Source organism: Variovorax sp. YR634, from assembly GCF_900106655.1.
GTDB lineage: Bacteria > Pseudomonadota > Gammaproteobacteria > Burkholderiales > Burkholderiaceae_C > Variovorax.
On the sequence record NZ_FNOL01000006.1, the window covers coordinates 282,031 to 306,077 of the forward strand.

Annotated in this window: 25 protein-coding genes; 17 read left to right on the forward strand and 8 right to left on the reverse strand. The window is 69.0% G+C overall.

The window, feature by feature from the left end; genetic code table 11:
• The 3 genes from purE to BLV60_RS14050 are packed head-to-tail and all read left to right on the forward strand — an operon-like array spanning position 1 to position 2,758.
• Positions 1–561: a 5-(carboxyamino)imidazole ribonucleotide mutase gene (gene purE, locus BLV60_RS14040; protein WP_093055414.1), complete on the forward strand. Its 561-nt coding sequence runs from the start codon at positions 1–3 to the stop codon at positions 559–561.
• Entirely contained in the window at positions 558–1,760 is a 1,203-nt protein-coding gene (locus tag BLV60_RS14045; RefSeq protein ID WP_093055416.1) for a 5-(carboxyamino)imidazole ribonucleotide synthase, read from the forward strand. The genes purE and BLV60_RS14045 overlap by 4 nt, the downstream gene beginning before the upstream one ends.
• Entirely contained in the window at positions 1,757–2,758 is a 1,002-nt protein-coding gene (locus BLV60_RS14050) for an L-threonylcarbamoyladenylate synthase (RefSeq protein WP_093055418.1), read from the forward strand. Before BLV60_RS14045 ends, BLV60_RS14050 begins: the two co-directional genes overlap by 4 nt.
• 7 nt (positions 2,759–2,765) lie before the next feature.
• Here BLV60_RS14050 and BLV60_RS14055 read toward each other — a convergent pair whose 3' ends face one another.
• The 3 genes from BLV60_RS14055 to BLV60_RS14065 form a co-directional block, all read right to left on the reverse strand.
• Positions 2,766–4,331 (reverse strand): alpha/beta hydrolase family protein, encoded by a 1,566-nt coding sequence (locus BLV60_RS14055; RefSeq protein ID WP_093055420.1) that lies wholly within the window; start codon positions 4,329–4,331, stop codon positions 2,766–2,768.
• A 176-nt stretch (positions 4,332–4,507) separates the two neighbouring features.
• Positions 4,508–5,929 carry a D-alanyl-D-alanine carboxypeptidase/D-alanyl-D-alanine endopeptidase gene (gene dacB, locus BLV60_RS14060; protein WP_093055422.1) on the reverse strand — a complete coding sequence of 474 codons (1,422 nt, stop codon included), beginning with the start codon at positions 5,927–5,929 and terminating at the stop codon, positions 4,508–4,510.
• 7 nt (positions 5,930–5,936) lie between these two features.
• Positions 5,937–6,524: an NUDIX hydrolase gene (locus tag BLV60_RS14065; RefSeq protein ID WP_093055511.1), complete on the reverse strand. Its 588-nt coding sequence runs from the start codon at positions 6,522–6,524 to the stop codon at positions 5,937–5,939.
• A 79-nt stretch (positions 6,525–6,603) separates the two neighbouring features.
• Between BLV60_RS14065 and BLV60_RS14070 the strand changes: the two genes are divergently transcribed.
• Genes BLV60_RS14070 through pyrF form a run of 5 tightly spaced genes read left to right on the forward strand, consistent with a single transcriptional unit; the run spans position 6,604 to position 10,304 of the window.
• Positions 6,604–7,371 carry a DeoR/GlpR family DNA-binding transcription regulator gene (locus tag BLV60_RS14070; RefSeq protein ID WP_093055424.1) on the forward strand — a complete coding sequence of 256 codons (768 nt, stop codon included), beginning with the start codon at positions 6,604–6,606 and terminating at the stop codon, positions 7,369–7,371.
• 34 nt (positions 7,372–7,405) lie between these two features.
• Complete coding sequence (gene tsaB / locus BLV60_RS14075; protein WP_093055426.1) at positions 7,406–8,116, forward strand: tRNA (adenosine(37)-N6)-threonylcarbamoyltransferase complex dimerization subunit type 1 TsaB; 711 nt, start codon at positions 7,406–7,408, stop codon at positions 8,114–8,116.
• A 5-nt stretch (positions 8,117–8,121) separates the two neighbouring features.
• The gene (rimI, locus tag BLV60_RS14080) at positions 8,122–8,664 is read left to right on the forward strand and encodes a ribosomal protein S18-alanine N-acetyltransferase (RefSeq protein ID WP_093055428.1); all 543 of its coding nucleotides are present in this window, start codon (positions 8,122–8,124) and stop codon (positions 8,662–8,664) included.
• On the forward strand, positions 8,661–9,446 hold the full coding sequence (locus tag BLV60_RS14085) for a uracil-DNA glycosylase family protein (protein WP_093055430.1): 786 nt from the start codon (positions 8,661–8,663) through the stop codon (positions 9,444–9,446). Before rimI ends, BLV60_RS14085 begins: the two co-directional genes overlap by 4 nt.
• Positions 9,447–9,479: 33 nt before the next feature.
• Positions 9,480–10,304, forward strand: coding sequence for an orotidine-5'-phosphate decarboxylase (pyrF, locus tag BLV60_RS14090; protein WP_093055432.1), 825 nt, complete (start codon positions 9,480–9,482; stop codon positions 10,302–10,304).
• 12 nt (positions 10,305–10,316) lie between these two features.
• Here the strand turns inward: pyrF and BLV60_RS14095 are convergent, their stop codons facing one another.
• Entirely contained in the window at positions 10,317–11,051 is a 735-nt protein-coding gene (locus BLV60_RS14095; protein WP_093055434.1) for a helix-turn-helix domain-containing protein, read from the reverse strand.
• Positions 11,052–11,197: 146 nt separating this feature from the next.
• On the opposite strand from BLV60_RS14095, the gene BLV60_RS14100 reads away from it, so the two are divergent.
• The 7 genes from BLV60_RS14100 (at position 11,198) to BLV60_RS14130 (ending at position 17,570) form a co-directional block, all read left to right on the forward strand.
• On the forward strand, positions 11,198–12,052 hold the full coding sequence (locus tag BLV60_RS14100; protein ID WP_093055436.1) for a hypothetical protein: 855 nt from the start codon (positions 11,198–11,200) through the stop codon (positions 12,050–12,052).
• A 14-nt stretch (positions 12,053–12,066) separates the two neighbouring features.
• Positions 12,067–14,022, forward strand: coding sequence for an MFS transporter (locus tag BLV60_RS14105; protein ID WP_093055438.1), 1,956 nt, complete (start codon positions 12,067–12,069; stop codon positions 14,020–14,022).
• A 126-nt stretch (positions 14,023–14,148) separates the two neighbouring features.
• Complete coding sequence (locus tag BLV60_RS14110; RefSeq protein ID WP_093055440.1) at positions 14,149–14,655, forward strand: YiaA/YiaB family inner membrane protein; 507 nt, start codon at positions 14,149–14,151, stop codon at positions 14,653–14,655.
• A gap of 27 nt (positions 14,656–14,682) precedes the next feature.
• Complete coding sequence (locus tag BLV60_RS14115; RefSeq protein WP_093055442.1) at positions 14,683–15,141, forward strand: hypothetical protein; 459 nt, start codon at positions 14,683–14,685, stop codon at positions 15,139–15,141.
• Entirely contained in the window at positions 15,138–15,956 is an 819-nt protein-coding gene (locus BLV60_RS14120) for a DUF2145 domain-containing protein (RefSeq protein WP_371127370.1), read from the forward strand. The genes BLV60_RS14115 and BLV60_RS14120 overlap by 4 nt, the downstream gene beginning before the upstream one ends.
• A gap of 25 nt (positions 15,957–15,981) precedes the next feature.
• Positions 15,982–17,052, forward strand: a complete 1,071-nt coding sequence (locus tag BLV60_RS14125; RefSeq protein ID WP_093055444.1) for a zinc ribbon domain-containing protein — start codon at positions 15,982–15,984, stop codon at positions 17,050–17,052.
• A gap of 137 nt (positions 17,053–17,189) precedes the next feature.
• On the forward strand, positions 17,190–17,570 hold the full coding sequence (locus BLV60_RS14130) for a DUF3597 domain-containing protein (protein ID WP_093055446.1): 381 nt from the start codon (positions 17,190–17,192) through the stop codon (positions 17,568–17,570).
• 72 nt (positions 17,571–17,642) lie between these two features.
• On the opposite strand, the gene BLV60_RS14135 is transcribed toward BLV60_RS14130, so the two are convergent.
• Complete coding sequence (locus tag BLV60_RS14135; protein WP_093055448.1) at positions 17,643–18,425, reverse strand: SDR family NAD(P)-dependent oxidoreductase; 783 nt, start codon at positions 18,423–18,425, stop codon at positions 17,643–17,645.
• Positions 18,426–18,561: 136 nt separating this feature from the next.
• On the opposite strand from BLV60_RS14135, the gene BLV60_RS14140 reads away from it, so the two are divergent.
• Positions 18,562–18,930 (forward strand): hypothetical protein, encoded by a 369-nt coding sequence (locus BLV60_RS14140; RefSeq protein ID WP_256329066.1) that lies wholly within the window; start codon positions 18,562–18,564, stop codon positions 18,928–18,930.
• Positions 18,931–18,949: 19 nt separating this feature from the next.
• On the opposite strand, the gene tgt is transcribed toward BLV60_RS14140, so the two are convergent.
• Positions 18,950–20,122 (reverse strand): tRNA guanosine(34) transglycosylase Tgt, encoded by a 1,173-nt coding sequence (tgt, locus tag BLV60_RS14145; RefSeq protein ID WP_093055450.1) that lies wholly within the window; start codon positions 20,120–20,122, stop codon positions 18,950–18,952.
• Between the two features lie 5 nt (positions 20,123–20,127).
• A complete protein-coding gene (gene queA / locus BLV60_RS14150) occupies positions 20,128–21,171 on the reverse strand; it encodes a tRNA preQ1(34) S-adenosylmethionine ribosyltransferase-isomerase QueA (protein WP_093055452.1) in 1,044 nt (347 codons plus the stop codon).
• Positions 21,172–21,253: 82 nt separating this feature from the next.
• Here queA and recG point away from each other — a divergent pair, with 82 nt between their 5' ends.
• The gene (recG, locus tag BLV60_RS14155; protein WP_093055454.1) at positions 21,254–23,380 is read left to right on the forward strand and encodes an ATP-dependent DNA helicase RecG; all 2,127 of its coding nucleotides are present in this window, start codon (positions 21,254–21,256) and stop codon (positions 23,378–23,380) included.
• A gap of 6 nt (positions 23,381–23,386) precedes the next feature.
• Here recG and BLV60_RS14160 read toward each other — a convergent pair whose 3' ends face one another.
• The gene (locus BLV60_RS14160; protein ID WP_093055456.1) at positions 23,387–24,019 is read right to left on the reverse strand and encodes a LysE family translocator; all 633 of its coding nucleotides are present in this window, start codon (positions 24,017–24,019) and stop codon (positions 23,387–23,389) included.
• Positions 24,020–24,047: the final 28 nt, after the last annotated feature.

The following is a 24,047-nucleotide window of genomic DNA, read 5'->3' on the forward strand; positions in this document are numbered from 1 at the left end:
ATGAACGAAACCATTCAGGTCGGTGTAGTGATGGGCTCGAACTCCGATTGGGAGACGATGCGCAACGCGGTCGAGATTCTCCAGCAATTCGGAATCAGTCACGAAGCAAAGGTGGTCTCGGCCCACCGGATGCCCGATGCGCTCTTCGCGTACGCCGAAAGCGCCGCCGGGCGCGGGCTCACCGCGATCATCGCGGGCGCGGGCGGCGCGGCCCATCTGCCGGGCATGCTGGCCTCCAAGACCACGGTGCCGGTGCTGGGCGTGCCGGTGGCCAGCCGCCACCTGCAGGGCGTCGATTCGCTCTACAGCATCGTGCAGATGCCCAAGGGCGTGCCGGTGGCCACTTTTGCCATCGGCAACGCGGGCGCGGCCAACGCGGCGCTGTTCGCGGTGGCGATGCTGGCGGTGAACGATCCGGCGCTGCGCGCGAAGCTCGATGCCTTCCGCACGGCGCAGACCGCCGCCGCCGAGGCCATGACGCTGCCGCCGGCTCCTGCCGGCGGTGTTGGAGAAGTGCCCCCCGTGTCCCCTTTCTCGCCGCAAGGCGGAGGTGCCCTGTGAGCAACAGCAAGAACGGTGACCTGCCCATCCTCCCGGGCGCCACGCTCGGCGTGCTCGGCGGCGGCCAGCTGGGGCGCATGTTCGCCCATGCGGCCCAGCGCATGGGCTACTTCACGGCGGTGCTCGATCCCGACACCGACAGCCCCGCCGGCCGCGTGAGCCACCACCACATCCACACTGACTACGACGACGTCGACGGCCTCGCCCGCCTCGCCGGCCTGGCCGATGCGGTGACGACCGAGTTCGAGAACGTGCCCGCGCCCTCGCTGGAGCACCTCGCGGTCGCGCGGCCGGTGTCGCCCGGCGCCTCGGCCATCGCCATCGCGCAGGACCGCATCGCCGAAAAGGCCCACTTCACCCGCTGCGGCGTGCCCTGCGCGCCCTATGCGGTCATCGAGACCGCGGCGCAGCTCGCCGCCGTTGAAGACAGCCTGCTGCCCGGCATCCTGAAGACCGCGCGGCTGGGCTACGACGGAAAGGGCCAGCAGCGCGTGAAGACGCGCGCCGAGCTGGTCGACGCCTGGCAGGCCACGGGCTGCGTGCCCTGCGTGCTCGAGAAGATGCTGCCGCTGGAGTTCGAATGCTCGGTCATCCTCGCGCGCAGCCGCGATGGCCAGATCGTGCACTTCCCGCCGCAGCGCAACCTGCACCGCGACGGCATCCTGGCTGTCACCGAGGTGCATCCGCAGAACATGCCGAAGACGGTGGCGCAGGGCGCGGTCAATTCGGCGAAGAGCATCGCCAACGGCCTGGGCTATGTGGGCGTGCTGTGCGTTGAGTTCTTCGCGCTGGCCGACGGCTCGCTGGTCGTCAACGAGATGGCGCCGCGCCCGCACAACAGCGGCCACTACACGATGGAAGCCTGCGACGTGTCGCAGTTCGAGCTGCAGGTGCGCACGCTCGCCGGCCTGCCGCTGGCCGCGCCGCGCCAGCACAGCCCCGCGATCATGCTCAACCTGCTGGGCGACCTGTGGTTCACCGCCGAGGGCGGCGACAAGCCGGTTTCGCCGCGCTGGAGCGAAGTGCTCGCGCTGCCGGGCGTGCATCTGCACCTCTACGGAAAGATCGACCCGCGGCGCGGCCGCAAGATGGGCCACCTCACGCTCACCGGCGCCACGCTCGAAGCCGTGCGTGCCACCGCCTCGCAGGCCGCGCTGCTGCTGGGCCTGCCGGCGGTGACCACCGCCGATCTCGCATGATCCTCGACGGCCGCTCCCCCGAGTCCATTGCCGAAGCCGCGCGTGTGCTTCGCGCGGGCGGGCTGGTGGCCTTTCCGACCGAGACTGTCTACGGCCTGGGGGCTGACGCGAGCAGCGACATGGCCGTGGCCGGCATCTTCAAGGCCAAGGGGCGGCCCGCCGATCACCCGCTGATCGTCCACGTGGCGGCCGGCATCAAGGGCACCGAGTCGTTGTCGCGCTTCGCCCAGCCGCTGCCGCTCTTCGCGCAGAAACTCGTGCAGGCCTTCTGGCCCGGGCCGCTCACGCTGATCGTCACGCGCCAGCCCGGCGTGGGCGCGGCGGCGGCCGGCGGGCAGGACACCATCGGCCTGCGCTGCCCCTCGCATCCCGTGGCGCAGGCGCTGCTCGAAGCCTGCGCCCAGCAGGGTGTGCCCGGCCTTGCGGGGCCCAGCGCCAACCGCTTCGGCCGCGTCAGCCCGACCACGGCGCAGCACGTGCACGACGAGTTCGGCGACGCGCTGCTGGTGGTCGACGGCGGAGCCTGCGAGGTCGGTATCGAGTCGACCATCGTCGACTGCAGCCGCGGCGCCCCCGTGCTGCTGCGGCCCGGCCTGATCACGCGTGCGCAGATCGAGGCCGCCTGCGGCGAGAAGCTCAGCGACCGCGAAGTGCTCGAAACACCCGACCCGCGCGCCTCGGGCACGCTGGAGGCGCACTATGCCCCGGACGCCAGGGTGCGGCTGATGGACGCCAAGGCGATCCAGACCGGCCTCGACGTGCTGGGCGCGAATGCCGCGCACATCGCCGTGTGGTCGCGCACCGTGGTGCGCAGTCGCTCGCAGCGCGTGCTGCAGCGGCGCATGCCCGACGACGCGGCGGCCAGTGCGCAGCAACTCTTCGCGGTGCTGCGCGAGTTCGATGCGCAGGGCGTCAAGCTGATCTGGGTCGAGATGCCGCCCGACACGCCCGATTGGGAAGGCGTGCGGGATCGGCTGCAGCGCGCGTCAGCTGCCTGATCCTCGATCAGCCCCCAGCGGCGAGCACGCCCTGGAAGAAGCCGCGGGCGGAGGCCAGGCAGAACGGCGGCGCCAGCGTGCCGTGGTACGCCAGCGTGACCGCCTGCGCCTTGTCAGATGCGCTGCCTGACGTGTTCTGCGCCAGCAGGGCCTTGGCCTGCGCGAAGCCGGCACGGGCCGTCGAGTAGGCGTCGATCGCGGCCGAATCTTCCAGATCGACCACCGCCAGCGCGGTGGCCGGCACGCCCTTGGCGCGGAAGTAGCCTGACGTGGCGCGGGTGCTCACGAAGTTCACCGTCGGATCGTTGGCGCCGCCGCACATCAGCATCGGGCGGGTCGGCGTCCAGTTGCGCAGGTCGTTGGCGAGCGCCGCCTTGCGGAAGCCCGTGGACGGCTTGCAGTCCAGCGGCGAGGCCGTGCTCAGCGACGCCGACGTGGCCGGCAGCGCGTTGCCGGGGCAGGGCGTGGCCTGGATGTCGCCGGCGGCCTGCGTCAGGAAGCTCTGCTTGATGAGGTTGTTGGCGCCGTAGAAGATCGACAGCGAGGGGCTCACCGGCCCCGGCGTGGCATTGGCCGGGAACAGCGCCAGCTGCGGCAGCTTGCCGCTGGAGAACAGCGTGCCGGGCGAGGTGCTCGGCAGCAGGGTGTCGATGCCGTTGGCGTACTGCGCTTCATACACGTCGCTGGTGGAGCTGTAGACGTTGCCGAACTGCTGCTGCCAGCTGGTCGACAGCAGCGGCACGAACAGCGTGGCGCCCAGCGCCGGCCAGCCCTGGTAGGTGTAGTCCGTCAGCAGGCTGATGGCAGAGGGTGCCGACAGCGGCGCCGACGCCGTCACCGTCTTGCCCGTGGCCTGCATCTCGCGGTGCGCCGCCATTGCCACGTAGCCGCCCTGCGAGTAGCCGGTGATGAACAGCGAGCCGGCGTCGTTCGCGCCGATGCCCGAGAAGGTCTTGCGCGCGGCGGTGAGCGCGTCGACCATGTCCTTGCCCTGCTGGTCGCCGTTGAGATACGGGTGGTAGGGCAGGGTCGACTTGTCGTAGCCCGCGTAATTGGGCGCCACCACGATGTAGCCCTGCGCCGCGAACATGGCGGCAACCATCAGGCCCTCGCCGGCAGCCGCCTGCGTGCTGTCGGTCCACTTGGCCAGGTTGTAGGCCTTGGCGGCGGTGGTGCCGTGGGCATAGAGCACCACCGGACGCTGGCCGCCGCAGGCCACGTCGGAGCCGGTGGGCACCATGATCGCGGCGGTGGCGTTGGTGGCCTCGCTCTTCGCGCCGATGGTGCGGTATTCGAGGTAGCGCAGGTCGATGCCGCACTTGGGCGTGCCCGCCACCTGCAGCAGCGCCTTGCCCTGGTCGCTGGCCTGCAGGCTGGCGGTGAACTGGTCGGCGGTCAGCTTCGCCGTCTGCTCGGGCGGGTTGGTGACCACCGAGCCCCGGCCGTCGTCGGCGGCGGGCGGCGGAACGCCCACCCCGATGCCGATACCCCCGCCACCACCACCGCCTCCGCAGGCGGCGAGCAGCAACAAGGTTGCGCCTGCGAGCGCCGTCAGGGCTGCTGTCTTGCGCATCGGGACGGACGAATGGGGGTGGGGCTTTGTCAAGGCATGTCTCCTGCGTTGGTTTTGTACGGAAAAGAACGACCGTCCGATTCTGTGCAGGGGCATGCCCGCGCGCAAGCGGGCGTTTGCCCTCAGAAGATTTCAGTACACGGCCGCTGGCCGTGCGCCTTGCCGAGCCGTCGGCCTCAGTTGTCCTGCGAGGCCCAGTCGACCAGCGCGTCGAACGCCGCGCGCGCCGCGCCCGCGTTCTCGCCGTTGGCAATGGCCACCAGCACGTAGCGGCGCCCGCTTGCGCCGTCCACGTAGCCGGCCACGCCGGATGCGTCGCGCAGAGTGCCCGTCTTCAGGTGGGCCGAGCCGCCGGAGCGCAGCGTGCGCTTCTTCAGCGTGCCGTCCACGCCCATGGCCGGCAGCGAGGACATCAGCTCCGGCATTACCGGCGAGCGCCACGCCACCTGCAGCATCTTGCCGAGCGCGGCGGCGCTGATGCGCTCATCGCGCGACAGGCCAGAGCCGTTCTCGAACACCGGCTGCGCCTCGCCCGTGCCGATGCGCTCGCGCCACCACTGGCCCAACGCGGCGCGCGAGGCCTCGAAGGTGCCGCGGTTCTTCTGCGTGAGCCCGATCGTGAGGAACAACTGCTGCGCCATCACGTTGTTGCTGTACTTGTTGATGTCGCGGATCACCTCGGCCAGCGGCGGCGATTCGAACTCGAAGGCCGGCTTCAGCCCCGCCGGCACGCGCCCCTCGCGCATCTGCCCGCCCACGCGCCCGCCCATCTCGGCCCACATGCCGCCGATGGCGCGCATGGCGTAGGTGCGCGGGTCGCCGTAGGCCACGGCCCAGCTCTTCTCGCCGCAGCCGGCCGGGAAACCGCCGTTGAAGCGGATGCGGTTCACGTCGCTGAAGTCGGTGCGCAGCGCGGCGCGCCAGTCGCCGCATTCGCCGGGCACGATCGCCACGGTTGGCGGCATGGCCACGCTCGCCAGCGGGGGCTCGTAGCTCACCCGCGCGATCTGGCCGGCGCGGTCGGGCGCGAAAGTCATGTTGACCGACTTGAAGTTCACCAGCAGCGCGTCGGGCGAGGCGTTGTAGGGGCGCAGCGGCTCGCCGTCGAAGGCGCCCGGGTCGCCCTCGACCGTGGTCTCGAAGGCGCTGCGGTCGATGACGATGTCGCCGCTCACCGTGGTGATGCCCAGCCCCTGCACGTGGCGCAGCAGCAGCCACACGCGCTCCAGCACCAGCTTGGGGTCGCCCTGGCCCTTGATGTAGAGATTGCCGTTGAGCACGCCGTTGTTCACCGTGCCTTCGACGTAGACCGGCGTGGTCCAGCTGTAGGCCGCGCCGAGCAGGTCGAGCGCGGCGTAGGTGGTGACCAGCTTCATGATCGACGCCGGGTTCACCGGCGCCTGCGTGCGCCAGGCCAGGCGCGGCTGGCGCGTGCCGTCGGCCTCGGCCACCAGCATGGTCACGGACTCGCGCGGCACCTTGGCGCGGGCGAGGGCGGCATCGACCTGGGGCGGGAGTGCTTGCTGGGCGAAGGCGCCAGCCGGGGCCAGCAAGGAGAGAGTCAGTGCGCAGGCCGCGCGGCGGAGGGCAAGAGGCATCCGGCGATTATCCCGGCGCAAACACATGCAGCTTCGCGTGATACAGCAGCATCACCGTCTTGGCATCGGCGATGCGGCCGTCGGCCACCATGGCCAGCGCCTCGTCGATGGCCAGCTCCAGCACCTCGATGTCCTCGCCCTCCTCGGCCAGCCCGCCGCCCGCGCCGATGCGCATCGAGGGCTCGTAGGGCGCGACGAAGAAATGCAGCTTCTCGGTGACGGAACCCGGGCTCATGAAGCTCTCGAAGATCTTCTGCACCGTGCCGAGCCGGTAGCCGAGTTCTTCCTCGACCTCGGCGCGGATGCGCTCCTCGGGCTCCGCGTCGTCGAGCAGGCCGGCCGCGGCCTCGATCAGCAGGTCGTCGTGGCCGTTGACGAAGGCCGGGTAGCGGAACTGGCGCGTCAGCAGCACGGTGCGCTGCGCGAGGTTGTAGGGCAGCAGGGTGGCGCCGTTGCCGCGGTCGTAGGTTTCGCGGTGCATGCGCTGCCATTGGCCGTCGTTGCGCCGCCAGTCGAAGGCGGTGGTGCGCAGCGCGTACCAGTTGTCGGAAAGCAGGGTGACTTCGTGCACCCGGACGCGGTCGTGGATGGTCATGGCGGCGAGCATATGTGCGAATTCGTGCAAAAACAAGAAAAAACGTGCAATCAACGGCGCGCACCGATACCATCGGCCGATGCTCACCAGCCAGCGCAAGCAACACATCCTCTCGGTCCTGCGACGTGACGGCAACGTCGTCGCGAAGTCGCTCAGCGAAGAATTCGGCCTGTCGGAAGACACCATCCGCCGCGACCTGCGCGAGCTGGCCGCCGAAGGCCTGCTGCAGCGCGTGCACGGTGGCGCGCTGCCGGTCGCGGCGGCCGAGGCCGACTTCGCGGGGCGCCAGCAACTGGCTCCTGATGAAAAGGTGGCCATCGGCCGCGCCGCTGCGCGCCTCGTGAAGCCGGGACAGGTGGTATTCATCGATGGCGGCACCACGGCCGTGCAGCTCGCGCGCCACCTGCCGGCGAATCTGCAGGCCACCGTGGTCACGCACAGTCCGTCGGTGGCCATCGAGCTGGTGGCGCATGCCGGCATCGAGGTGGTGCTGATCGGCGGGCACCTCTTCAAGCACTCGGTGGTGGCGGTCGGCTCGGCGGCGATGGCGGCCATTGCGCGCATCCATGCCGACACGTATTTCATGGGCGTTACCGGCGTGCACGCCGAGGCGGGGCTGACCACGGGCGACCTGGAAGAGGCCGAGATCAAGCGCGCGCTGATGGCGTCGGCGGCCGAGACGGTCGTGCTGGCCTCGTCGGAAAAGCTCGGTGCGGCGTCGGCCTGGGTGGTGAACCCGGTGACCTCGGCCACCAGCCTGCTGGTATCGCCGGACGCTCCTGCCAAGGCGCTGGCGCCGCTGCGCAAGGCGGGGCTGGCCATTTTGCGCAGCGATAACGGCGCGTGACCCTGGGGATTGGCCGCCCCTCGATAATCGGCGGATGCCCCTCGCCCTGCCCAAGCTGCTCGCCTTCGACACCAGCACCGAGCACCTGTCCGTGGCCGTGCTTCACGGCGACAGGCTGCTCGCGCACAACGGCGTTGGCGGCGCGCAAGCCTCGACCACCCTGCTCCCGCTGATCCAGCAACTGCTGGGCGACGCCGGGCTGGCACTGTCCGAGCTCGACGCCATCGTCTTCGGCCGCGGCCCCGGTTCGTTCACCGGTCTGCGCACCGCCTGCTCGGTGGCACAGGGACTGGCCTTCGGCGCCAAGGTGCCGCTGCTGCCGGTCGACACGCTGCTCGCCGTGGCAGAGGAAGCGCGCCATGCCTTCGGTGCCCAACAGGTGGTGGCCGTGCTGGACGCCCGCATGGACCAGATCTATGCCGCTCGCTACGACTTCGCGGCCAACGGCCCGCTGGGTGGCGACGACGAGCCCCTGCTGCTGTCGCCCGAAGACCTCGAAGTGCCCGCCGGCTGGGCGCTCGCCGGCAATGCCTTCGCCGCCTACGGCCTTCGCCTGGCCCCGCCCGCCATCCGTCACGAGGCGCTGCCGACCGCCACCGCCATGCTGCGGCTGGCCCCCGCGCTGCTCGCGGCCGGGCGCACAGTGCCGGCCGCGCAGGCCTGGCCGCTCTATGTTCGGGATAAAGTGGCGCAAACCACCGAAGAGCGCGCCGCCATCAAGGCGGCCGCAGCCGCCGCCAACTGATCCGCATGAGCGCCGTCCTCCAGCCCGTCGAAGCCCGCCTCGAACCGCTCACCGTCGAGCGGATCGATGCCGTCTGCGCGGTCGAGCAGACGGCCTACAGCCATCCCTGGACGCGCGCCAACTTCACCGATTCCATGGCCGTGGGCTACCACTGCCAGTGCCTGCTGGCGCCCGGCGTGGCACCGGGTGTGAGCTCGCCGGTCACGGAGCTGGGCGAAACGCTGATCGGCTACTTCGTCGCCATGAAGGGCGTCGACGAGGTGCACCTGCTGAACATCACCGTCGCGCCGGCCTTCCAGCGCCAGGGCTGGGCGCCGCTCATGCTCGAGGCGCTGGGCGGCTGGTCGCGCGGCGAGGGCGCGCAGTGGCTGTGGCTCGAAGTGCGCCAGAGCAACCAGCGCGCGCTCGACATCTACATGCGCCAGGGCTTTCGCAGCGTCGGCGTGCGCAAGGGCTACTACCCGGCGCACGACGGCAAGCGCGAGGACGCCGTCGTCATGAGCCTGCGTTTGAACGAATCAGGCTCCGCCTGGGGAGCCTTGCGATGAGTGCGGTACAGACATTGAAGCTCGACGCCCGCCAGCGCGCGATGCTCGACGAGATGGGCGTGAAGGTCTGGTGGCCTGTGCCCGAGGCTGTCGAAGTGGCGGTGCCTGAGACGGCTGCTGTTGCCGAAGAAGAGGTGGCCGTGGCCGAGGAACGCGTGCAGGTCGAAGCACCCGTTGCCGCGCCAGCACCAGCTGCCCGGCCTGCTGCGGCACCAGCACCGGCTGCCCGGCCGGCAACTGCGCCGATGTCCCAGGGCGCTGCCGTGCTGGTCGAGGCGCCCTGCCGTCTCTATGCCGACGCCGGTGCAGCGGAATCCACGCAGGGCGGCTGGCTGGTCGTGGCCGACATGCCGCCCGAAGCCGACGGCCGCCACGGCGAGCCCTTCGAGGGCGACGCCGGCCGCCTGCTCGACAACATGCTGCGCGCCCTGAAGCTGCACGATGGCCATACGCCAGTGCACCTCATGCGCACCCACCGCGGCGTGGCCGCCGGCCAGCCCGGCAGCCCGCGCGCAATCGATGAGGCCTTCGACGAGCACGCCGCCGCGCTTGCACCCCGCGTCGTGCTGGCGATGGGCCCGCTGGCGGCGCAGAGCCTGATGCGCAGCGGCGACCCGCTGGGCAAGCTGCGCGGCCGCGTCGTGCCGCTGGATTCCGTCGGTGGCGCGGCGGTGGTGGCGACCTACCACCCCGCGTATTTGCTGCGCAACCCCGCCGACAAGGCACGCGCCTGGGCCGACCTCTGCCTGGCCGCCGAGCAGCACACGCCCGCGCCCAACTGAGGGCCGAAAGCGGGCCGCCTAAAATCAGGCCCCATGACTTTCCTCGACAAGCTGGCCGCCGCACAGCAAAAAAACGGTTCCTTGCTCTGCGTGGGGCTCGATCCGGAGCCAGCCAGATTCCCGGGGCAGTTCAAGGGCGACGCCAGCCGCATCTATGACTTCTGCGCGCGCATCGTCGACGCGACGGCCGACCTGGTCATCGCCTTCAAGCCGCAGATCGCCTACTTCGCGGCCCACCGCGCCGAAGCCCAGCTCGAACAGCTGATGGAGCACATGCGCCGCAACGCGCCCCACGTGCCCACGATCCTCGACGCCAAGCGCGGCGACATCGGCTCCACCGCCGAGCAATACGCCCTGGAAGCCTTCGAGCGCTACGGTGCCGACGCGGTGACGCTGTCGCCCTTCATGGGCTTCGACTCGGTCGCGCCGTACCTCAAGCACGAGGGCAAGGGCGCCTTCCTGCTTTGCCGCACCAGCAATCCCGGCGGGTCCGATCTGCAGGGGCAGCGGCTGGCGGACGTCGAGGGGCAGCCCTTTTTGTACGAACACGTCGCCAGGCTGGCGCAGGGGCCGTGGAACCTGAATGGCCAGCTCGGCCTGGTGGTGGGTGCGACCTACCCCGCCGAGATCGAGCGCGTGCGTGAGCTCGCGCCGACGGTGCCGCTGCTGATTCCGGGCGTCGGCGCCCAGGGCGGCGATGCTGTAGCCACGGTACGCGCCGGCTGGCGTGCCGATGCGCCGATCGTCGTGAACTCGTCGCGTGCGATCATTTATGCGTCGTCGGGCGACGACTTTGCCGAAGCGGCAAAAATCGCCGCGCGCACCATGCGCGACACCCTGGAAGCCGCCAAGCCCTGATCGGGCCCGGGTTCAGCCCCGGCGCAGGCGGGTGAAGAGCTCGAATTCCCAGTTGCGCATGCCCAGCAGCAGCGTGTAGCCCTCGCGGTCCTTGGCCGACAGCTTCTGGTCCGTCTGGTGCTGCTGCGCGAAGTCCTGCGCCACGCGCTGCAGGCGCTCCAGGAAGGCCGGCGCCAGCGAGCGGCTGATCGAGCCGTGCACCAGCAGCAGGCCCTCGGCCGGGCCGTCGAAGCCGCCGCGGTAGTAGTCGAGCACCACGTTCTCGCGAAAAAACTCCATCACCGGGCCGTGCGGCCGCCAGCGGAAGGTCTTGGCGAGCTTCAGGCGATACCGGTTGAGCGGGCGCAGTTCGATGATGCCGATGCGGTCCAGCTGCGCCAGGCAGCCGATGCACTCGGCCTCGCTCACGCGGTAGGCCGCCACGATCTGCTCCAGCGTCCACTGGCTCAGCACGCTGATGGCCACCAGCAGCAGCTTCTTGTCCTTGACCACGGCCTTTTCCTGCTCGTGCGTCAGCTCCTTCAGCAGCGGCTGGGCGTCGGCCACGCGGCGCGCCAGCTCGGCGAAATCGATCTTCAGCGCCCGGCAGATGGCGTCCACCCGCGACAGCGGCATGTCGCTCTTGGCCAGCATCCGCTTGACGCTGGATTCGGCCATGTCGAGCGACCGCGCCAGGTCGGCGTAGGTCATGCGGGCGCTCTTGAGTTCGTTCTTGAGGGCTTGGACGAGATCGACGGTGGTGCTCATGGGGCGGAAGCGTACACGGGCGCCGGCAAGTATCGATTGAAGATACCGTCAGGTGTGAATTAGTGCCACGTATCGATTCTCGATGCCTGTGGAGCGGCCCGCCACTAAATTCCGCGGCTCGTACAGACCACCCACCGAGGACCGCCATGCTCTTGCCCTCTCTCAGCCGCCGCGAACGCGGGTTGCTTTTCACCTTCGTGCTGCTCGCGCTGATCGCCTTCTTCGGGCCCGAGCTGCCGGCCGCCGAAGTCGCCATCGCCTCGGTGTTTGCCGACGACCGCGCCTGGCACGGCCTGCCCAACGCCATGGACGTGCTGAGCAACATCCCCTTCGTGGTGATCGGCCTGTGGGGCCTGTACCGGCTCAACCGCATCGACCGCTCGCACCAGGAGGCGCTGTCGCAATTCCCCCTGGCCCCGCCCGCCAGCGACCCGCCCGACAACACGCTGGACTGCGCCTGGCTCTTCTTCGCCGGCCTGATCGCCACCGCCGCGGGCTCGGCCTTCTTCCACCTCGTGCCCGACGCCCCCCGGCTCGCGGCGGACCGCGCCGGCATGGCGGTGGCCTTCGCAGGGCTGATCGGGGTGGCGGTCTGCGAGCGGGTGAGCCAGCGCGCCGGCTGGCCCGCCGCCTGGTTCGTGCTGACGGCCGGCCTGCTCTCGGCCGAGGTGTTCCAGGAAACCGGCAACGTCATGCCATGGGCGCTGGTGCAGTTCGGCGGCATGGCGCTGGTGGTGACGCTGGCGCTGGCCACGCCGATGCGCAAGTCGGTCGGGCTGAAGCTGGGCTGGGTCATCTTCTTCTACGTGCTGGCCAAGGCTTTCGAACTGGCCGACCACCAGATCTACGAATTCACGCGGCACACGGTTTCGGGCCATACGCTGAAGCACCTGACGGCCTCGCTCGCCGGGCTGCCCGTGGTGCTTGCGCTCCACAAGCTCGAAATGCGCTGGGAAGCTGCACTACGGCACAATCCGGGCGCCGCCGCCGTGGCCGCCTGAGGAGCACTCTTCGAATGACAAATCCCGCCGCTGCCGCAGCCACACCCGTGGCCCATGAAGCGAACGCCCACGCCAACCAGTTCGCCCTCCTCAAGCAGCGGCGCTTCGCGCCTTTCTTCTGGACCCAGTTCGCCGGCGCGGCGAACGACAACCTCTTCAAGTTCGCCTTCACCGTCATGGTGACCTACCAGCTCCAGCTGAGCTGGATGCCGCCGGCCATGGCGGGGCTGGTGATCGGTGCGCTGTTCATCCTGCCGTTTTTGCTGTTCTCGGCCACGTCCGGCCAGCTCACCGACAAGTTCGACAAGACGAAGATGATCCGCTTCGTCAAGAACCTCGAAATCGTCATCATGCTGATCGCCGCCTGGGGCTTCGTCACGGCCAACGCCGTGGTGCTGCTGGGCTGCGTGTTCCTCATGGGGCTGCATTCCACGCTGTTCGGGCCGGTCAAGTTCGCCTACCTGCCGCAGGTGCTCGACGCGCGCGAACTCACGGGCGGCAACGGCATGGTCGAGATGGGCACCTTCGTCGCCATCCTGCTCGGGCAGGTGGCGGGCGGGCTGCTGGTGGCGATACCGCAGATCGGCCACATGAGCGTGGCCGTGGGCTGCGTGCTGCTGGCGCTGGTCGGGCGGGGCGTGGCGCAGGCCATTCCGAAGGCGCCGGCCACCGACCCGGGGCTGGTCATCAACTGGAACCCCATCAGCGAAACCTGGCGCAACCTGAAGCTCGCGAACGAGAACGTGGTGGTGTTCCGCTCGCTGCTGGGTATTTCGTGGATGTGGTTCTTCGGCGCGGTGTTCCTGAGCCAGTTTCCGAGCTTCGCCAAGGAAGTGCTGCACGGCGACGAGCAGGTGGCCTCGCTGCTGCTGGTGGTGTTCTCGGTGGGCATCGGCGTCGGCTCGCTGCTGTGCGAGACGCTGAGCCGCCGGCAGGTTGAAATCGGCCTGGTGCCGCTGGGCGCCATCGGCATGAGCGTGTTCGCCATCGACTTGTACTTTGCCTCGCGCGGCCTGCCCAAGGTGCCCGAGATGGGCATCGGCGCCTTCGTGCACCAGGGCGCGCACTGGCGCGTGATGGCCGACCTGGCGCTGCTGTCGCTGTTCGCGGGGCTCTACAGCGTGCCGATGTACGCGCTGATCCAACTGCGCAGCCAGCCCACGCACCGCGCGCGCATCATCGCGGCCAACAACATCCTCAATGCGCTGTTCATGATCGGCAGCTCGGTCATTGCCGGCGCGCTGCTGGGCGCGGGCTTCACCATTCCGCAGATCTTTTTGTTCACCGGCATCGCCAACGCGGTGGTGGCGTTCTACATCTTCATGCTGGTGCCCGAGTACCTGCTGCGCTTCGTGGCCTGGGTGCTGTCGCGCTTCGTCTACCGCTTCGATATCAAGGGCGAGTCGCACATTCCCACCGAGGGCGCGGCGGTGCTGGTGTGCAACCACGTGAGCTTCATCGACGCGGTGCTGCTGATGGCGGCGAGCCCGCGGCCGATCCGCTTCATCATGGACCACCGCATCTTCAAGGTGCCGGTGCTGGGCTGGCTGTTCAAGCTGGCCAAGGCGATTCCCATCGCGCCGCAGAAGGAAGACCCGGCAGCGTACGAAGCGGCCTTTGCCAAGGCGCTGGGCGTGCTGCGCGAGGGTGACCTGCTCGCCATCTTCCCGGAGGGTGCGATCACGCGCGACGGCACGCTGCAGCCCTTCAAGGGCGGCGTGATGAAGATCGTCGAGAGCGCGCGCGCCGAAGGCCTGGAGCCGCCGGTGATCCCGATGGCGCTGATCAATCTCTGGGGCTCGTACTTCAGCCGCATCGAGCTGCGCGGCGGCGAACAGGTGGCCATGGCCAAGCCTTTCCGCCGCGGCTTCTTCAGCCGCGTGGGCCTGAACGTCGGCGGCCCCGTGCCGCCGGCCGAGGTGCAGCCCGAGTCGCTGCGCCAGCGCGTGAGCGCCCTGCTGGGCGCCTGAAACACCTCAAAAGTATCGGCTGCAGATACCGGTGGCGCTGAAAGCCGCCACTGGTGCAAGCATTCAAGCCTCGCGGTGCGGGAGCGAACCATCATTCGCTCACCTTCACTACGCCGCGAGGCACACATGCAACCCCTCTCATCCACCTCGACCGTTTTCATCCAGCGCGACACGCGGGCCTGGCAGTTCCAGGCCTGGGCTTCGTTCGCGATCGCCGTGTTCCTGTGCGCCACCGGGCTGAGCTGGCTGCCAGGGGAGGCGCTGGACCGGGCGTTCATGGTGATGGGCTACGTGTTCTGCCTGAGCACCGCCTTCATGCTGGCCAAGTTCGTCCGCGACAGCCAGCAGGCCGCCGAGCGCGGCGCCGATGCGGGCCGTGACGTGCCGATGTGGAAGCTGGTCGTCTGGGGCAGCTTCTTCACCGCGATGGGCCTGACCGGCTGGGGCCTCGTGCGCATGGAGATCAACGAGGCCTATAAGGCCTTCCTGGGCGTGAGCTGGCTGTTCCTCATCAGCTCGGCCTTCACGCTGGCCAAGACGCTGCGCGACCGCCATGAGGCCGACATGGCCGAAGCCCGCATGCAGGGCCGTCGCCAGGCCCGCGCCGAAGCCGCTGCTTCCTCTGCCGAATAACCCGTGTCCGATCAACGAAAGCCCATCATGAAAAAGTCGATTGCCGCTGTCCTCGTCGCCGCCTGCACCGCCTTCGCCGGCGTCACGGTTCCCCTGCATGCCCAGGCGCAGAGCGAAGCCTCGGTTGCTCTCTCTTTGATGCCTGTGGCATCGGTGGTGGTTACCGCCTCGGCCGTTGGAGCTTCTGCCACCACGGCGGTTGCGCTGCCTGCCGCGCTGTCGGTTGCCGGCTCTACGCTCACCGTGGTCGCGGTCGAAGCCTCTGCCGACGGCACGGTGTATGTACTCGAACGCGCCTCGGACGGCGCGCGTGCCAGCATCAAGGTGGCAGGGCGCGCGGCCAACGGCCTGTCGAATGCGGTGGGCACCAGCGTCGTCGTCAGCGTGATCGGCACGGGCGTCGTGCTGTCGGCCGCCGGCGAGGTGCTGGCCTTCGTGCCCAACGCCATCGGCCGCGCGCTGCTCTACAACGAGAGGCTGTCATGAAGCGCGGCGCGCTGCCCGTGCTCTGCGGGCTCGCCACCATCGTCGTCTTTGCCGCGATGGCCTTGCTGCCGATGCAGGCGCAGGCCGGCCGCTCGTGCGAGCAGGTCAAGCCGACGCCCGACGTGATCGTCAAGGGCATGCAGATGGCCGAGCGCACCTCGCAGGCGCTCGACGCCAGCGGCGCGCGCGTCGTGATCCTCGCGCGTGCCGGGCAGGACCTGAGCAAGTACGGCCTGCGCTATTCGCACCTGGGCTTCGCCTACAAGACCGATGCCGGCCCGTGGCGCGTGGTGCACAAGCTCAACCAGTGCGGCACCGCGGTGGCCGCCGTCTACCGCCAGGGGCTGGGCGAGTTCTTCCTCGACGACCCGTGGCGCTACGAGGCGGCCTGGGTCGTACCCACGCCCGACGTGCAGACGCATCTGCTGGCTGCGCTGAACGAATCGCCCGCGCGCATCGTGCGGCTGCACACCGCGCCCTACAGCATCGTGAGCTACGTCTGGGGCCAGAAGTACCAGCAGTCGAACCAGTGGGCAGTGGAGACGCTGGCCGCCGCCATGGAGCCCGCCACCATCAACAGCCGCGCGCAGGCGCAGGCCTGGATGCAGTTCAAGGGCTACGAGCCGACCACGCTGAAGCTCGGGCCGCTCACCCGGCTGGGCGGGCGCGTAGGCTCGGCCAACGTGGCCTTCGACGATCATCCGAACGACAAGCGGTTCTCGGACCGCATCGAGACGGTGACGGTCGATTCGGTGTTCGCGTGGCTGCCGCGTGCGGGGCTGGGTGCGGCGCCGGTGACACTCAGGCTTCAATGAAGAAAGACAAGAAGGAGAAAACAACATGAGCAAATCCCTGCGCCTTTCCGAAAAATGGTTCCGCCGCGGCCTCTGGCTGGTGGCGCTGGTGTTCGCGAGCTTCCTCATCGGGCTCGGCAGCACCGTCGTGAGCGACCTGCCGCAAGTGGAGCGCGTGCGCCAGCTCGACGACTTCATCGACAAGCCCAGGGCCGAGCCGCTGCGCGCCACCATCAAGGCCTCGGAAGCCGCGGAGCTGCAGGCCGCGCGCGACCTCGACCAGATCCGCCTGCAGCTCAGCGCCGCGCAGCAGGCCAGCGCCAATGCACGCGAAACCTTCGGCAACTGGATCGCCACGCGCCGCGCCACCGCGCAGCCCGACCAGGACACCGAGCTCATCGCGCGCACCAAGACGCTCGACGCCTTCAAGCAGAAGGAAGACGAGCTGCAGCACAAGGTCAACGCGCAGCAGCAGATCACGCTCGATGCGCGCCAGGCCGAGCAGCGCGCCCGCACGGCGCTTTCCGACCTGGAGCGCGACGCGCAGATCAAGCTCGACGCCGAATACCGCCGCATCGAGCTGCGCGTGTTCGCCTACCGGCTGGCGCTCACGCTGCCGTTGCTGCTGGTGGCCGGCTGGCTGTTCGTGAAGAAGCGCAAGAGCACCTACTGGCCGTTCGTGTGGGGCTTCATCTTCTTCGCGCTGTTCGCCTTCTTCGTCGAGCTGGTGCCCTACCTGCCGAGCTATGGCGGCTATGTGCGCTACGTGGTGGGCATCGTGCTCACGGTGCTGGTGGGGCGCTATGCCATCGTCGCGCTCAACCGCTACCTGGCGCGGCAGAAGCTGGCCGAGCAGCAGCCCGACCAGGTGCGGCGCGAAGAGCTCAGCTACGACACCGCACTTGCGCGCCTGGGCAAGAGCGTGTGCCCCGGCTGCGAGCGGCCGGTGGACCTGAAGAACAACGAGATCGACTTCTGCCCGCACTGCGGCATCGGCCTGTTCGACCACTGCGGCAATTGCGAGACGCGCAAGAGCGCGTTCTCGAAGTTCTGCCATGCCTGCGGCACCTCGGCCGCGCCGCGCGTTCTGCCGCCCATTGCGTCACCTGCCGCGTAGTCTGCGAATTCGGTCACAGGAGGCGGCCCGATCGACACACCGTGTAGCTGGTCTGCCGCACGGTCGTGCTACAACCGCCGACTGCGACACAAACGTTGCCGCAGACTTCCAGCCAACCCCTTCGACGGAGCACCAGCATGAGCATTTTCGGCAGCATCCTTTCCAAGATTTTCCCGTCCGCAAACGCCGCGCCCGCACCTGCTGCGCCGGCCCCCGACGCACCCGCAGGCGCCCCCGCCGCAGCGGCGCCGCCGCCCGCCATCACCGTGGTGGACGTCGAGGCCCTGCTCGACGGCATGCCCGGCGCGAGCAGCCTGAACTGGCGCACCTCCATCGTCGACCTGATGAAGCTCCTGGGCCTGGACAGCAGCCTCGACGCACGCAAGCAACTGGCCGCCGAACTGAGCTACGGCTCGGACACCAGCGACAGCGCCAAGATGAACATCTGGCTGCATCGCCAGGTGATGACCAAGCTGGCCGCGAACGGTGGCAAGGTCCCTGCCGAACTGCGCGACTGATCCGCTCGCAGTGCAAACAAAAAAGCCCGGCATGCCGGGCTTTTTGCTTGGTGGAGAAGGCGAAGAAAGGCTTCAGGTCCAGCCTGCGTCCACCACATAGTCCTGCGCTGTGCACATGCGCGAGTCGTCCGCCGCGAGAAACAGTGCCATCGCCGCAATGTCCTCAGCCATCACGCGGCCCGGCAGGCATTGCGCCGCATCGATCTCCGCGCCCGATTCGGGCTTGACCCACAGCTTGATCTGCCGCTCGGTCATCACCCAGCCCGGCACGATCGAATTCACGCGAATGCTCTGCTTGCCCAGGTCGCGCGCCAGCGAGCGCGTGAGGCCGCGCGCCGCCGCCTTGCAGGCCTGGTACACCGGGTAGCCCTTGCCCTTGATCATCCAGCTGATGGAGCCGAAGTTGACGATCGAGCCGCCGCCCAGCGCGCGCATGTCGTCGGCCACAGCCTGCGCCGCGAAGAACTGGTGCTTGAAGTTGACGGCCACGAGGCGGTCGAAGTCGTCGCTGGTCACGTCGGCCATCTCGTGGCGGCGGTCGTTGGCCGCGTTGTTCAGCAGCACGGCGATCGGGCCGAAGCGCTGGCGCACTGCGTCGATGGCGGCGGCGAGCGCGACTGTATCGGTCACGTCGCACGGTACGAACAGCGCCGGGTGCTCGCCTTGCAGCTGGGCCGCGAGCGCGTTGCCGGCAGCCGCATCGAGGTCGCAGAAACCGACCTTCGCGCCCTGCGCGTGAAAGGCCCGCACCAGCGATTCGCCGATGCCGCTGGCGCCGCCGGAGATGAACACGGTGCGCCCGGCCAGCGAGGGATAGCGGGCGGTGTAGGGCGAAAGTTGTGATGCGTTGGTCATGTGAATGCAGCAACAGCGGTAAGGAGAGGCGGCAAGCGTACCGGATGCATGTGCCCCTGCCGGGCGCGGGGCCGCCGGCCGGCGTATGGCTTACGGCGAATGGGCAGCGCGGGCCTGTGTGACTACGCTTGCCCGCATGACGAAGACCTTTCCCCGCCGCGCCCTCCTTGCGCTCTCGCTTCTCCCTGCCGCCTTGGCCGTGCGCTCAGTTCGCGCCCAGGCGCCGGCAGCGCCCGTGCAGCTCTTCAAGGTGGTGTCACCGCGTGACGAGGTTGTCGTGGGCGTCGATGCGGCGCAGCTCGGCGCGGGTTCCAACCCCGCCGTGGAGCGGCTGGCCGCACAGCTCGCGGCGAAGGGCCAGCTCACGCTCTGGCAGTACGCCTCGCACAAGGATGCGAGCGGTGCGCTGGTGCAGGCGCCGCTCAAGCAGATCGTCGTCTTCAAGAACGAACTGCTGCGCATCGAGCCCTATGCGACGCCGCTGCCGATCCAGCCCTTGAAGTAGCGGCCGGCGGCCCCGGGCGTCAGACGCCTCTTGCGCGCTCCGACTTGAAGCGCGCGCGAAACTCCGTGAACGTGCCCGCGTCCAGCGACTCGCGGATCTCGCTCATCAGGTTCAGGTAATAGTGCAGGTTGTGGATGGTCGTGAGCATCGGCCCCAGCATCTCGCCGCAGCGGTCCAGGTGATGCAGGTAGGCGCGGCTGAAGCCCTCGCGCCCGCCGTCGTTCCAGCTCACGCCCGAGGTGCCCGCGCAGGCGTGGCAGGTGCAGCTCGGGTCGATCGGCTGCGGGTCGCTCTTGTGGCGCGCATTGCGCATCTTCAGGTCGCCGAAGCGCGTGAAGAGCGTGCCGTTGCGCGCATTGCGGGTGGGCATCACGCAGTCGAACATGTCGACGCCATCGGCCACGCCCTGCACCAGGTCTTCCGGCGTGCCCACGCCCATCAGGTAGCGCGGCTTGTTCGCGGGCAGCCGGTGCGGCGTGTGGCCCATGATGTGCAGCATCTCTTCCTTGGGCTCGCCCACGCTCACGCCGCCGATGGCATAGCCAGGAAAATCCATGTCGACCAGCGCCGCCAGCGACTCTTCGCGCAGGTTCTCGAACATGCCGCCCTGCACGATGCCGAACAGCGCGTTCGGGTTCTCGAGCCGCGCGAACTCGCCCTGGCAGCGCTTGGCCCAGCGCAGGCTCAGCTCCATCGAGATGCGCGCCTCGGCCTCGGTCGTGATGTGGCCCTTGGTGTCGTAGGGCGTGCACTCGTCGAACTGCATCACGATGTCGCTGTTGAGGATGGTCTGGATCTGCATCGAGACCTCCGGCGTGAGGAACAGCTTGTCGCCATTGACGGGCGACGCGAACTTCACGCCCTCTTCGCTGATCTTGCGCATCGCGCCCAGCGACCACACCTGGAAGCCGCCCGAGTCAGTAAGGATGGGCTTGTCCCACTTCTCGAACTGGTGCAGCCCGCCGAAGCTCGCCATCACGTCGAGGCCGGGGCGCATCCACAAGTGGAAGGTGTTGCCCAGGATGATCTGCGCGCCCATCTCTTCCAGGCTGCGCGGCATCACGCCCTTGACGGTGCCATACGTGCCCACGGGCATGAAGATCGGCGTTTGCACCTTGCCGTGGTTGAGCGTGAGCGTGGCGCGGCGCGCGTGACTGTCGGGGTCGGTCTTGAGGAGTTCGAAGTTCAGCATGTCATTCAGTCCTTGGTCCGTGCGAGCAGCATGGCGTCGCCGTAGCTGAAGAAGCGGTATTGATGGGCGATGGCGTGGGCATAAAGCGCCATCACGCGCTCATAGCCTGCGAAGGCCGAGACCAGCATCATCAGCGTGCTCTTGGGCAAATGGAAGTTCGTCACCAGCAGGTCGACGTGCTCGAAGGCGAAGCCCGGCGTGATGAAGATGCGTGTGTCGCCCGTGGCCTCGCCGCTCTTGGCCCACGACTCGAGCGTGCGCACGGTGGTCGTGCCGACCGCGACGATGCGTCCGCCCCGCGCCTTGCACTCGGCAATGGCGCGCTGCGTGGCCTCGGGAACCTCGTAGCGCTCGGCGTGCATCGTGTGTTCGGCGATGTTCTCGGTCTTCACCGGCTGGAAGGTGCCGGCGCCCACGTGCAGCGTGACGTTGGTGCGCTGCACGCCGCGCGCTTCGAGCTCGGCCAGCAGGCCTTCGTCGAAATGCAGCGCGGCCGTGGGTGCTGCCACCGCGCCGGGCACGCGCGCGAACACGGTCTGGTAGCGGCTTTCGTCGTCGGCCGAATCTGTGTGCGTGATGTAGGGCGGCAGCGGCACGTGGCCGCAGCGGGCCATCAGTGCGTACGGGTCTTCGCCCGCGTCGCTCTCGAAGCCGAAGCGGAACAGCGCGCCCTGCTCATCGGGCCAGCGGCCGAGCAGCGTGGCGCGAAAGCCGCCGACCATCTGCAGCGTGGTGCCGACCGGAGGCTTCTTGCTGACCTTCATATGCGCGACCACCTCGTGGCCCTGCAGCACGCGCTCGACCAGCAGTTCGAGCTTGCCGCCGGTCGGCTTCTCGCCGAACAGGCGCGCCTTGACCACGCGCGTGTCGTTGAAGACCAGCAGGTCGCCCGCGCGCAGCAGCAAAGGCAGGTGCTTGAAGATACGGTCGACCGGTGCGGGCCCTGTGCCGTCGAGCAGACGGGAGGATGTGCGTTCGGTGGCCGGGTGTTGCGCCACCAGATCGGGTGGCAATGCGAAATCGAAATCGGAGAGCGTGAAGGCGCGCATGGTGCTTGAGGGCCGGACGGGCCCGTGCCAAGGAGGCATGGGGAAAAGAAAAAACAGGGCGGGAGCCGGGCAGAATTGTCCCATGCCCGCCGCGTCCAAGCCCGAACCGCCCGAAAAGACCGCAGCCGCGCCTGCGGCACCGGCGGCACCAGGTTCGGGCCTGAGCCTCGTGCAGCGCGCGCTGCGCAAGCTCGGCCTCGTGCGCGACATCGACTTCGCGCTCTACCTGCCGATGCGCTACGAGGACGAGACGCGCATCGTGCGGCTCGCCGACACGCGTGACGGCGACATGGCGCAGGTCGAGGGCGTCGTCACCGAATGCGAGGTGGTGTACCGCCCGCGCCGCCAGTTGCTGGCGACCATCGACGACGGCAGCGACACCTGCCAGCTGCGCTTCTTCAACTTCTATCCCTCGCAGCAAAAGCAGCTGGCGATCGGCGCGCGGGTGCGCGTGCGGGGCGAGATGCGCGGCGGTTTCGCGGGGCGGCAGATGATGCATCCGACCGTGAAGGCGGCCGGCACCGCGCTGCCGAATGCGCTCACGCCGGTGTATTCGACCGTGGCCGGGCTGGCGCAGCCTGTGCTGCGGCGCGAGGTGCGTTCGGGCCTTGCCCGCGCGGTGCTCGACGAGACGATTCCCGTGCAGATCGGCCTGCGCGGTGCGTGGGATCTGCGCGCCTCGCTGAGCTTCCTGCACTACCCGACGCCCGACGTGGCGATGGCCACGCTCGAAGACCACAGCCATCCGGCCTGGCAGCGCATCAAGGCCGAGGAACTGCTCGCGCAGCAGCTGTCGCAATTGCAGGCCCGGCTGGAGCGCGCGGCGCAGCGTGCGCCGGTGCTGCCCGCGCCTGCCGAGCCGGTCGCTACCTCGCTGCACGCGCAGCTGCTCGCGGTGCTGCCCTTCGGCCTTACCGGCGCGCAGCAGCGCGTGGGCGAAGAGATCACGCGCGACCTGGGGCGCGAGATACCGATGCACCGGCTGCTGCAGGGCGACGTGGGTTCGGGCAAGACCGTGGTGGCGGCGCTCGCGGCGGCGCGCTGCATCGACGCGGGTTTCCAGTGCGCGCTGATGGCCCCCACCGAAATCCTCGCGGCCCAGCATTTCGGCAAGCTGGTCGGCTGGCTCGATCCGTTGCTGGCCGAGCGCGGCCTGCGCGTGGCGTGGCTCACGGGCAGCCAGAAGAAAAAGGAGCGCGATGGGATGTCCGCCGCCGTCGAAAGCGGCGAGGCGGCGCTGGTCATCGGCACCCACGCGGTCATCTCGGAGAAGGTGCGTTTCAAGAACCTCGCGCTGGCCATCATCGACGAGCAGCATCGCTTCGGCGTGGCGCAGCGCCTGGCCTTGCGCGGCAAGGCTGGCGGCCATCTGGAGCCGCATCTGCTGATGATGAGCGCCACGCCCATCCCCCGCACGCTCGCGATGAGCTACTACGCCGACCTCGACGTGTCGACGCTCGACGAGCTTCCGCCGGGCCGCACGCCCATCGTTACCAAGCTGGTGGCCGACCACCGGCGCGATGAAGTCATCGACCGCATCCATGCGCAGATCGCGCAGGGCCGGCAGGTGTACTGGGTGTGTCCGCTGATCGAGGAGAGCGAAGCGGTCGACCTGCGCAACGCGACCGAGACGCGCGACGAACTGGCCGAGACGCTGGGCGAGCCCATCCAGGTCGGCCTGCTGCATTCGCGCATGCCCACGGCCGAGAAGCAGGCGGTGATGGCGGCATTCACCGCCAACGAAATCCAGGTGCTGGTGAGCACGACCGTGATCGAAGTGGGCGTCGACGTGCCCAATGCCTCGCTGATGGTGATCGAGCACGCAGAGCGCTTCGGCCTCTCGCAGCTGCACCAGCTGCGCGGTCGCGTGGGGCGCGGCGCGGCGGCCTCGGCCTGTGTGCTGCTCTATGCGCCGGGCGACAGCGGCCGCGTCGGCGAGGCAGCGCGTGCGCGGCTCAAGGCGATGGCCGAGACCAGCGACGGCTTCGAGATCGCCCGGCGCGACCTGGAGATTCGAGGGCCCGGCGAGTTCCTTGGCGCGCGGCAGTCGGGCGCACCGCTGCTGCGTTTTGCCGACCTCACGACTGACACGCTGCTGCTCGACTGGGCCCGTGAACTTGCGCCGGTCATGCTCCGCAAGCACCCCGACCTGGCCCAGCGCCACATCGACCGCTGGCTCGGCACCAAGGCCGAGTACCTGAAGGCCTGAGGAAGATCAGGCTGCAGGACGGCGCGTGAAGGCCAGGATGAGGCCGAAGCCGACCATCATGCTGCCGCTCACCCGGTTGAACCAGCGCATCGCGCGGCTGCCATCGGCCAGCCGGCGCATGCGCGCACCGAGCATCGCGTAGAGCGCGATCGCGATCAGCTCGAACACCAGGAAGGTCACGCCCAGCAGCATGTAGCTGGAGGCGTAGGCACCGGGCACCACGAACTGCGGAAAGAAGGCGGTGAACACCAGGATGGCCTTCGGGTTGCCCGCCGCCACGGTGAACTCCTGCCGCGCCAGCGCGCGCATGGAGGGCGGCGCGGATGCGTCGCGCGCCTGCACCTCGGCCATCGGCGCCGGGGCGCGCAGCAGGCGGATGCCGATCCACACGAGATACGCCGCACCGATGTACTTGATGACATCGAAGGCCAGCTCCGACGCCACCAGCACTGCGCCCATGCCCAGCCCCGCGATGGCGATCATGATCGCGAAGGCCACGAGCCGGCCGCTGGCCGCGATCACCGCCGGCGACACGCCGTGCTTTGCGCCGTTGGTCACGGACAGCAGGTTGTTGGGGCCGAAGGCCATGTTGATGGCGAAGCAGGCCGGCAGGAAGAGCAGGTAGGCAGACAGGGTCATGGCGGGTCCGTCGGCGGGGCGTTGCAGG

Bases quoted from the DNA above. Each gene is read 5' to 3' on its own strand.
- purE (WP_093055414.1), top strand. From the start codon at position 1: ATGAACGAAACCATTCAGGTCGGTGTAGTGATGGGCTCGAACTCCGAT.
- BLV60_RS14050 (WP_093055418.1), top strand. From the start codon at position 1,757: ATGATCCTCGACGGCCGCTCCCCCGAGTCCATTGCCGAAGCCGCGCGT.
- BLV60_RS14055 (WP_093055420.1), bottom strand. From the start codon at position 4,331: ATGCGCAAGACAGCAGCCCTGACGGCGCTCGCAGGCGCAACCTTGTTG.
- dacB (WP_093055422.1), bottom strand. From the start codon at position 5,929: ATGCCTCTTGCCCTCCGCCGCGCGGCCTGCGCACTGACTCTCTCCTTG.
- BLV60_RS14065 (WP_093055511.1), bottom strand. From the start codon at position 6,524: ATGACCATCCACGACCGCGTCCGGGTGCACGAAGTCACCCTGCTTTCC.
- BLV60_RS14070 (WP_093055424.1), top strand. From the start codon at position 6,604: ATGCTCACCAGCCAGCGCAAGCAACACATCCTCTCGGTCCTGCGACGT.
- tsaB (WP_093055426.1), top strand. From the start codon at position 7,406: ATGCCCCTCGCCCTGCCCAAGCTGCTCGCCTTCGACACCAGCACCGAG.
- rimI (WP_093055428.1), top strand. From the start codon at position 8,122: ATGAGCGCCGTCCTCCAGCCCGTCGAAGCCCGCCTCGAACCGCTCACC.
- BLV60_RS14085 (WP_093055430.1), top strand. From the start codon at position 8,661: ATGAGTGCGGTACAGACATTGAAGCTCGACGCCCGCCAGCGCGCGATG.
- pyrF (WP_093055432.1), top strand. From the start codon at position 9,480: ATGACTTTCCTCGACAAGCTGGCCGCCGCACAGCAAAAAAACGGTTCC.
- BLV60_RS14095 (WP_093055434.1), bottom strand. From the start codon at position 11,051: ATGAGCACCACCGTCGATCTCGTCCAAGCCCTCAAGAACGAACTCAAG.
- BLV60_RS14100 (WP_093055436.1), top strand. From the start codon at position 11,198: ATGCTCTTGCCCTCTCTCAGCCGCCGCGAACGCGGGTTGCTTTTCACC.
- BLV60_RS14105 (WP_093055438.1), top strand. From the start codon at position 12,067: ATGACAAATCCCGCCGCTGCCGCAGCCACACCCGTGGCCCATGAAGCG.
- BLV60_RS14110 (WP_093055440.1), top strand. From the start codon at position 14,149: ATGCAACCCCTCTCATCCACCTCGACCGTTTTCATCCAGCGCGACACG.
- BLV60_RS14115 (WP_093055442.1), top strand. From the start codon at position 14,683: ATGAAAAAGTCGATTGCCGCTGTCCTCGTCGCCGCCTGCACCGCCTTC.
- BLV60_RS14120 (WP_371127370.1), top strand. From the start codon at position 15,138: ATGAAGCGCGGCGCGCTGCCCGTGCTCTGCGGGCTCGCCACCATCGTC.
- BLV60_RS14125 (WP_093055444.1), top strand. From the start codon at position 15,982: ATGAGCAAATCCCTGCGCCTTTCCGAAAAATGGTTCCGCCGCGGCCTC.
- BLV60_RS14130 (WP_093055446.1), top strand. From the start codon at position 17,190: ATGAGCATTTTCGGCAGCATCCTTTCCAAGATTTTCCCGTCCGCAAAC.
- BLV60_RS14135 (WP_093055448.1), bottom strand. From the start codon at position 18,425: ATGACCAACGCATCACAACTTTCGCCCTACACCGCCCGCTATCCCTCG.
- BLV60_RS14140 (WP_256329066.1), top strand. From the start codon at position 18,562: ATGACGAAGACCTTTCCCCGCCGCGCCCTCCTTGCGCTCTCGCTTCTC.
- tgt (WP_093055450.1), bottom strand. From the start codon at position 20,122: ATGCTGAACTTCGAACTCCTCAAGACCGACCCCGACAGTCACGCGCGC.
- queA (WP_093055452.1), bottom strand. From the start codon at position 21,171: ATGCGCGCCTTCACGCTCTCCGATTTCGATTTCGCATTGCCACCCGAT.
- recG (WP_093055454.1), top strand. From the start codon at position 21,254: ATGCCCGCCGCGTCCAAGCCCGAACCGCCCGAAAAGACCGCAGCCGCG.
- BLV60_RS14160 (WP_093055456.1), bottom strand. From the start codon at position 24,019: ATGACCCTGTCTGCCTACCTGCTCTTCCTGCCGGCCTGCTTCGCCATC.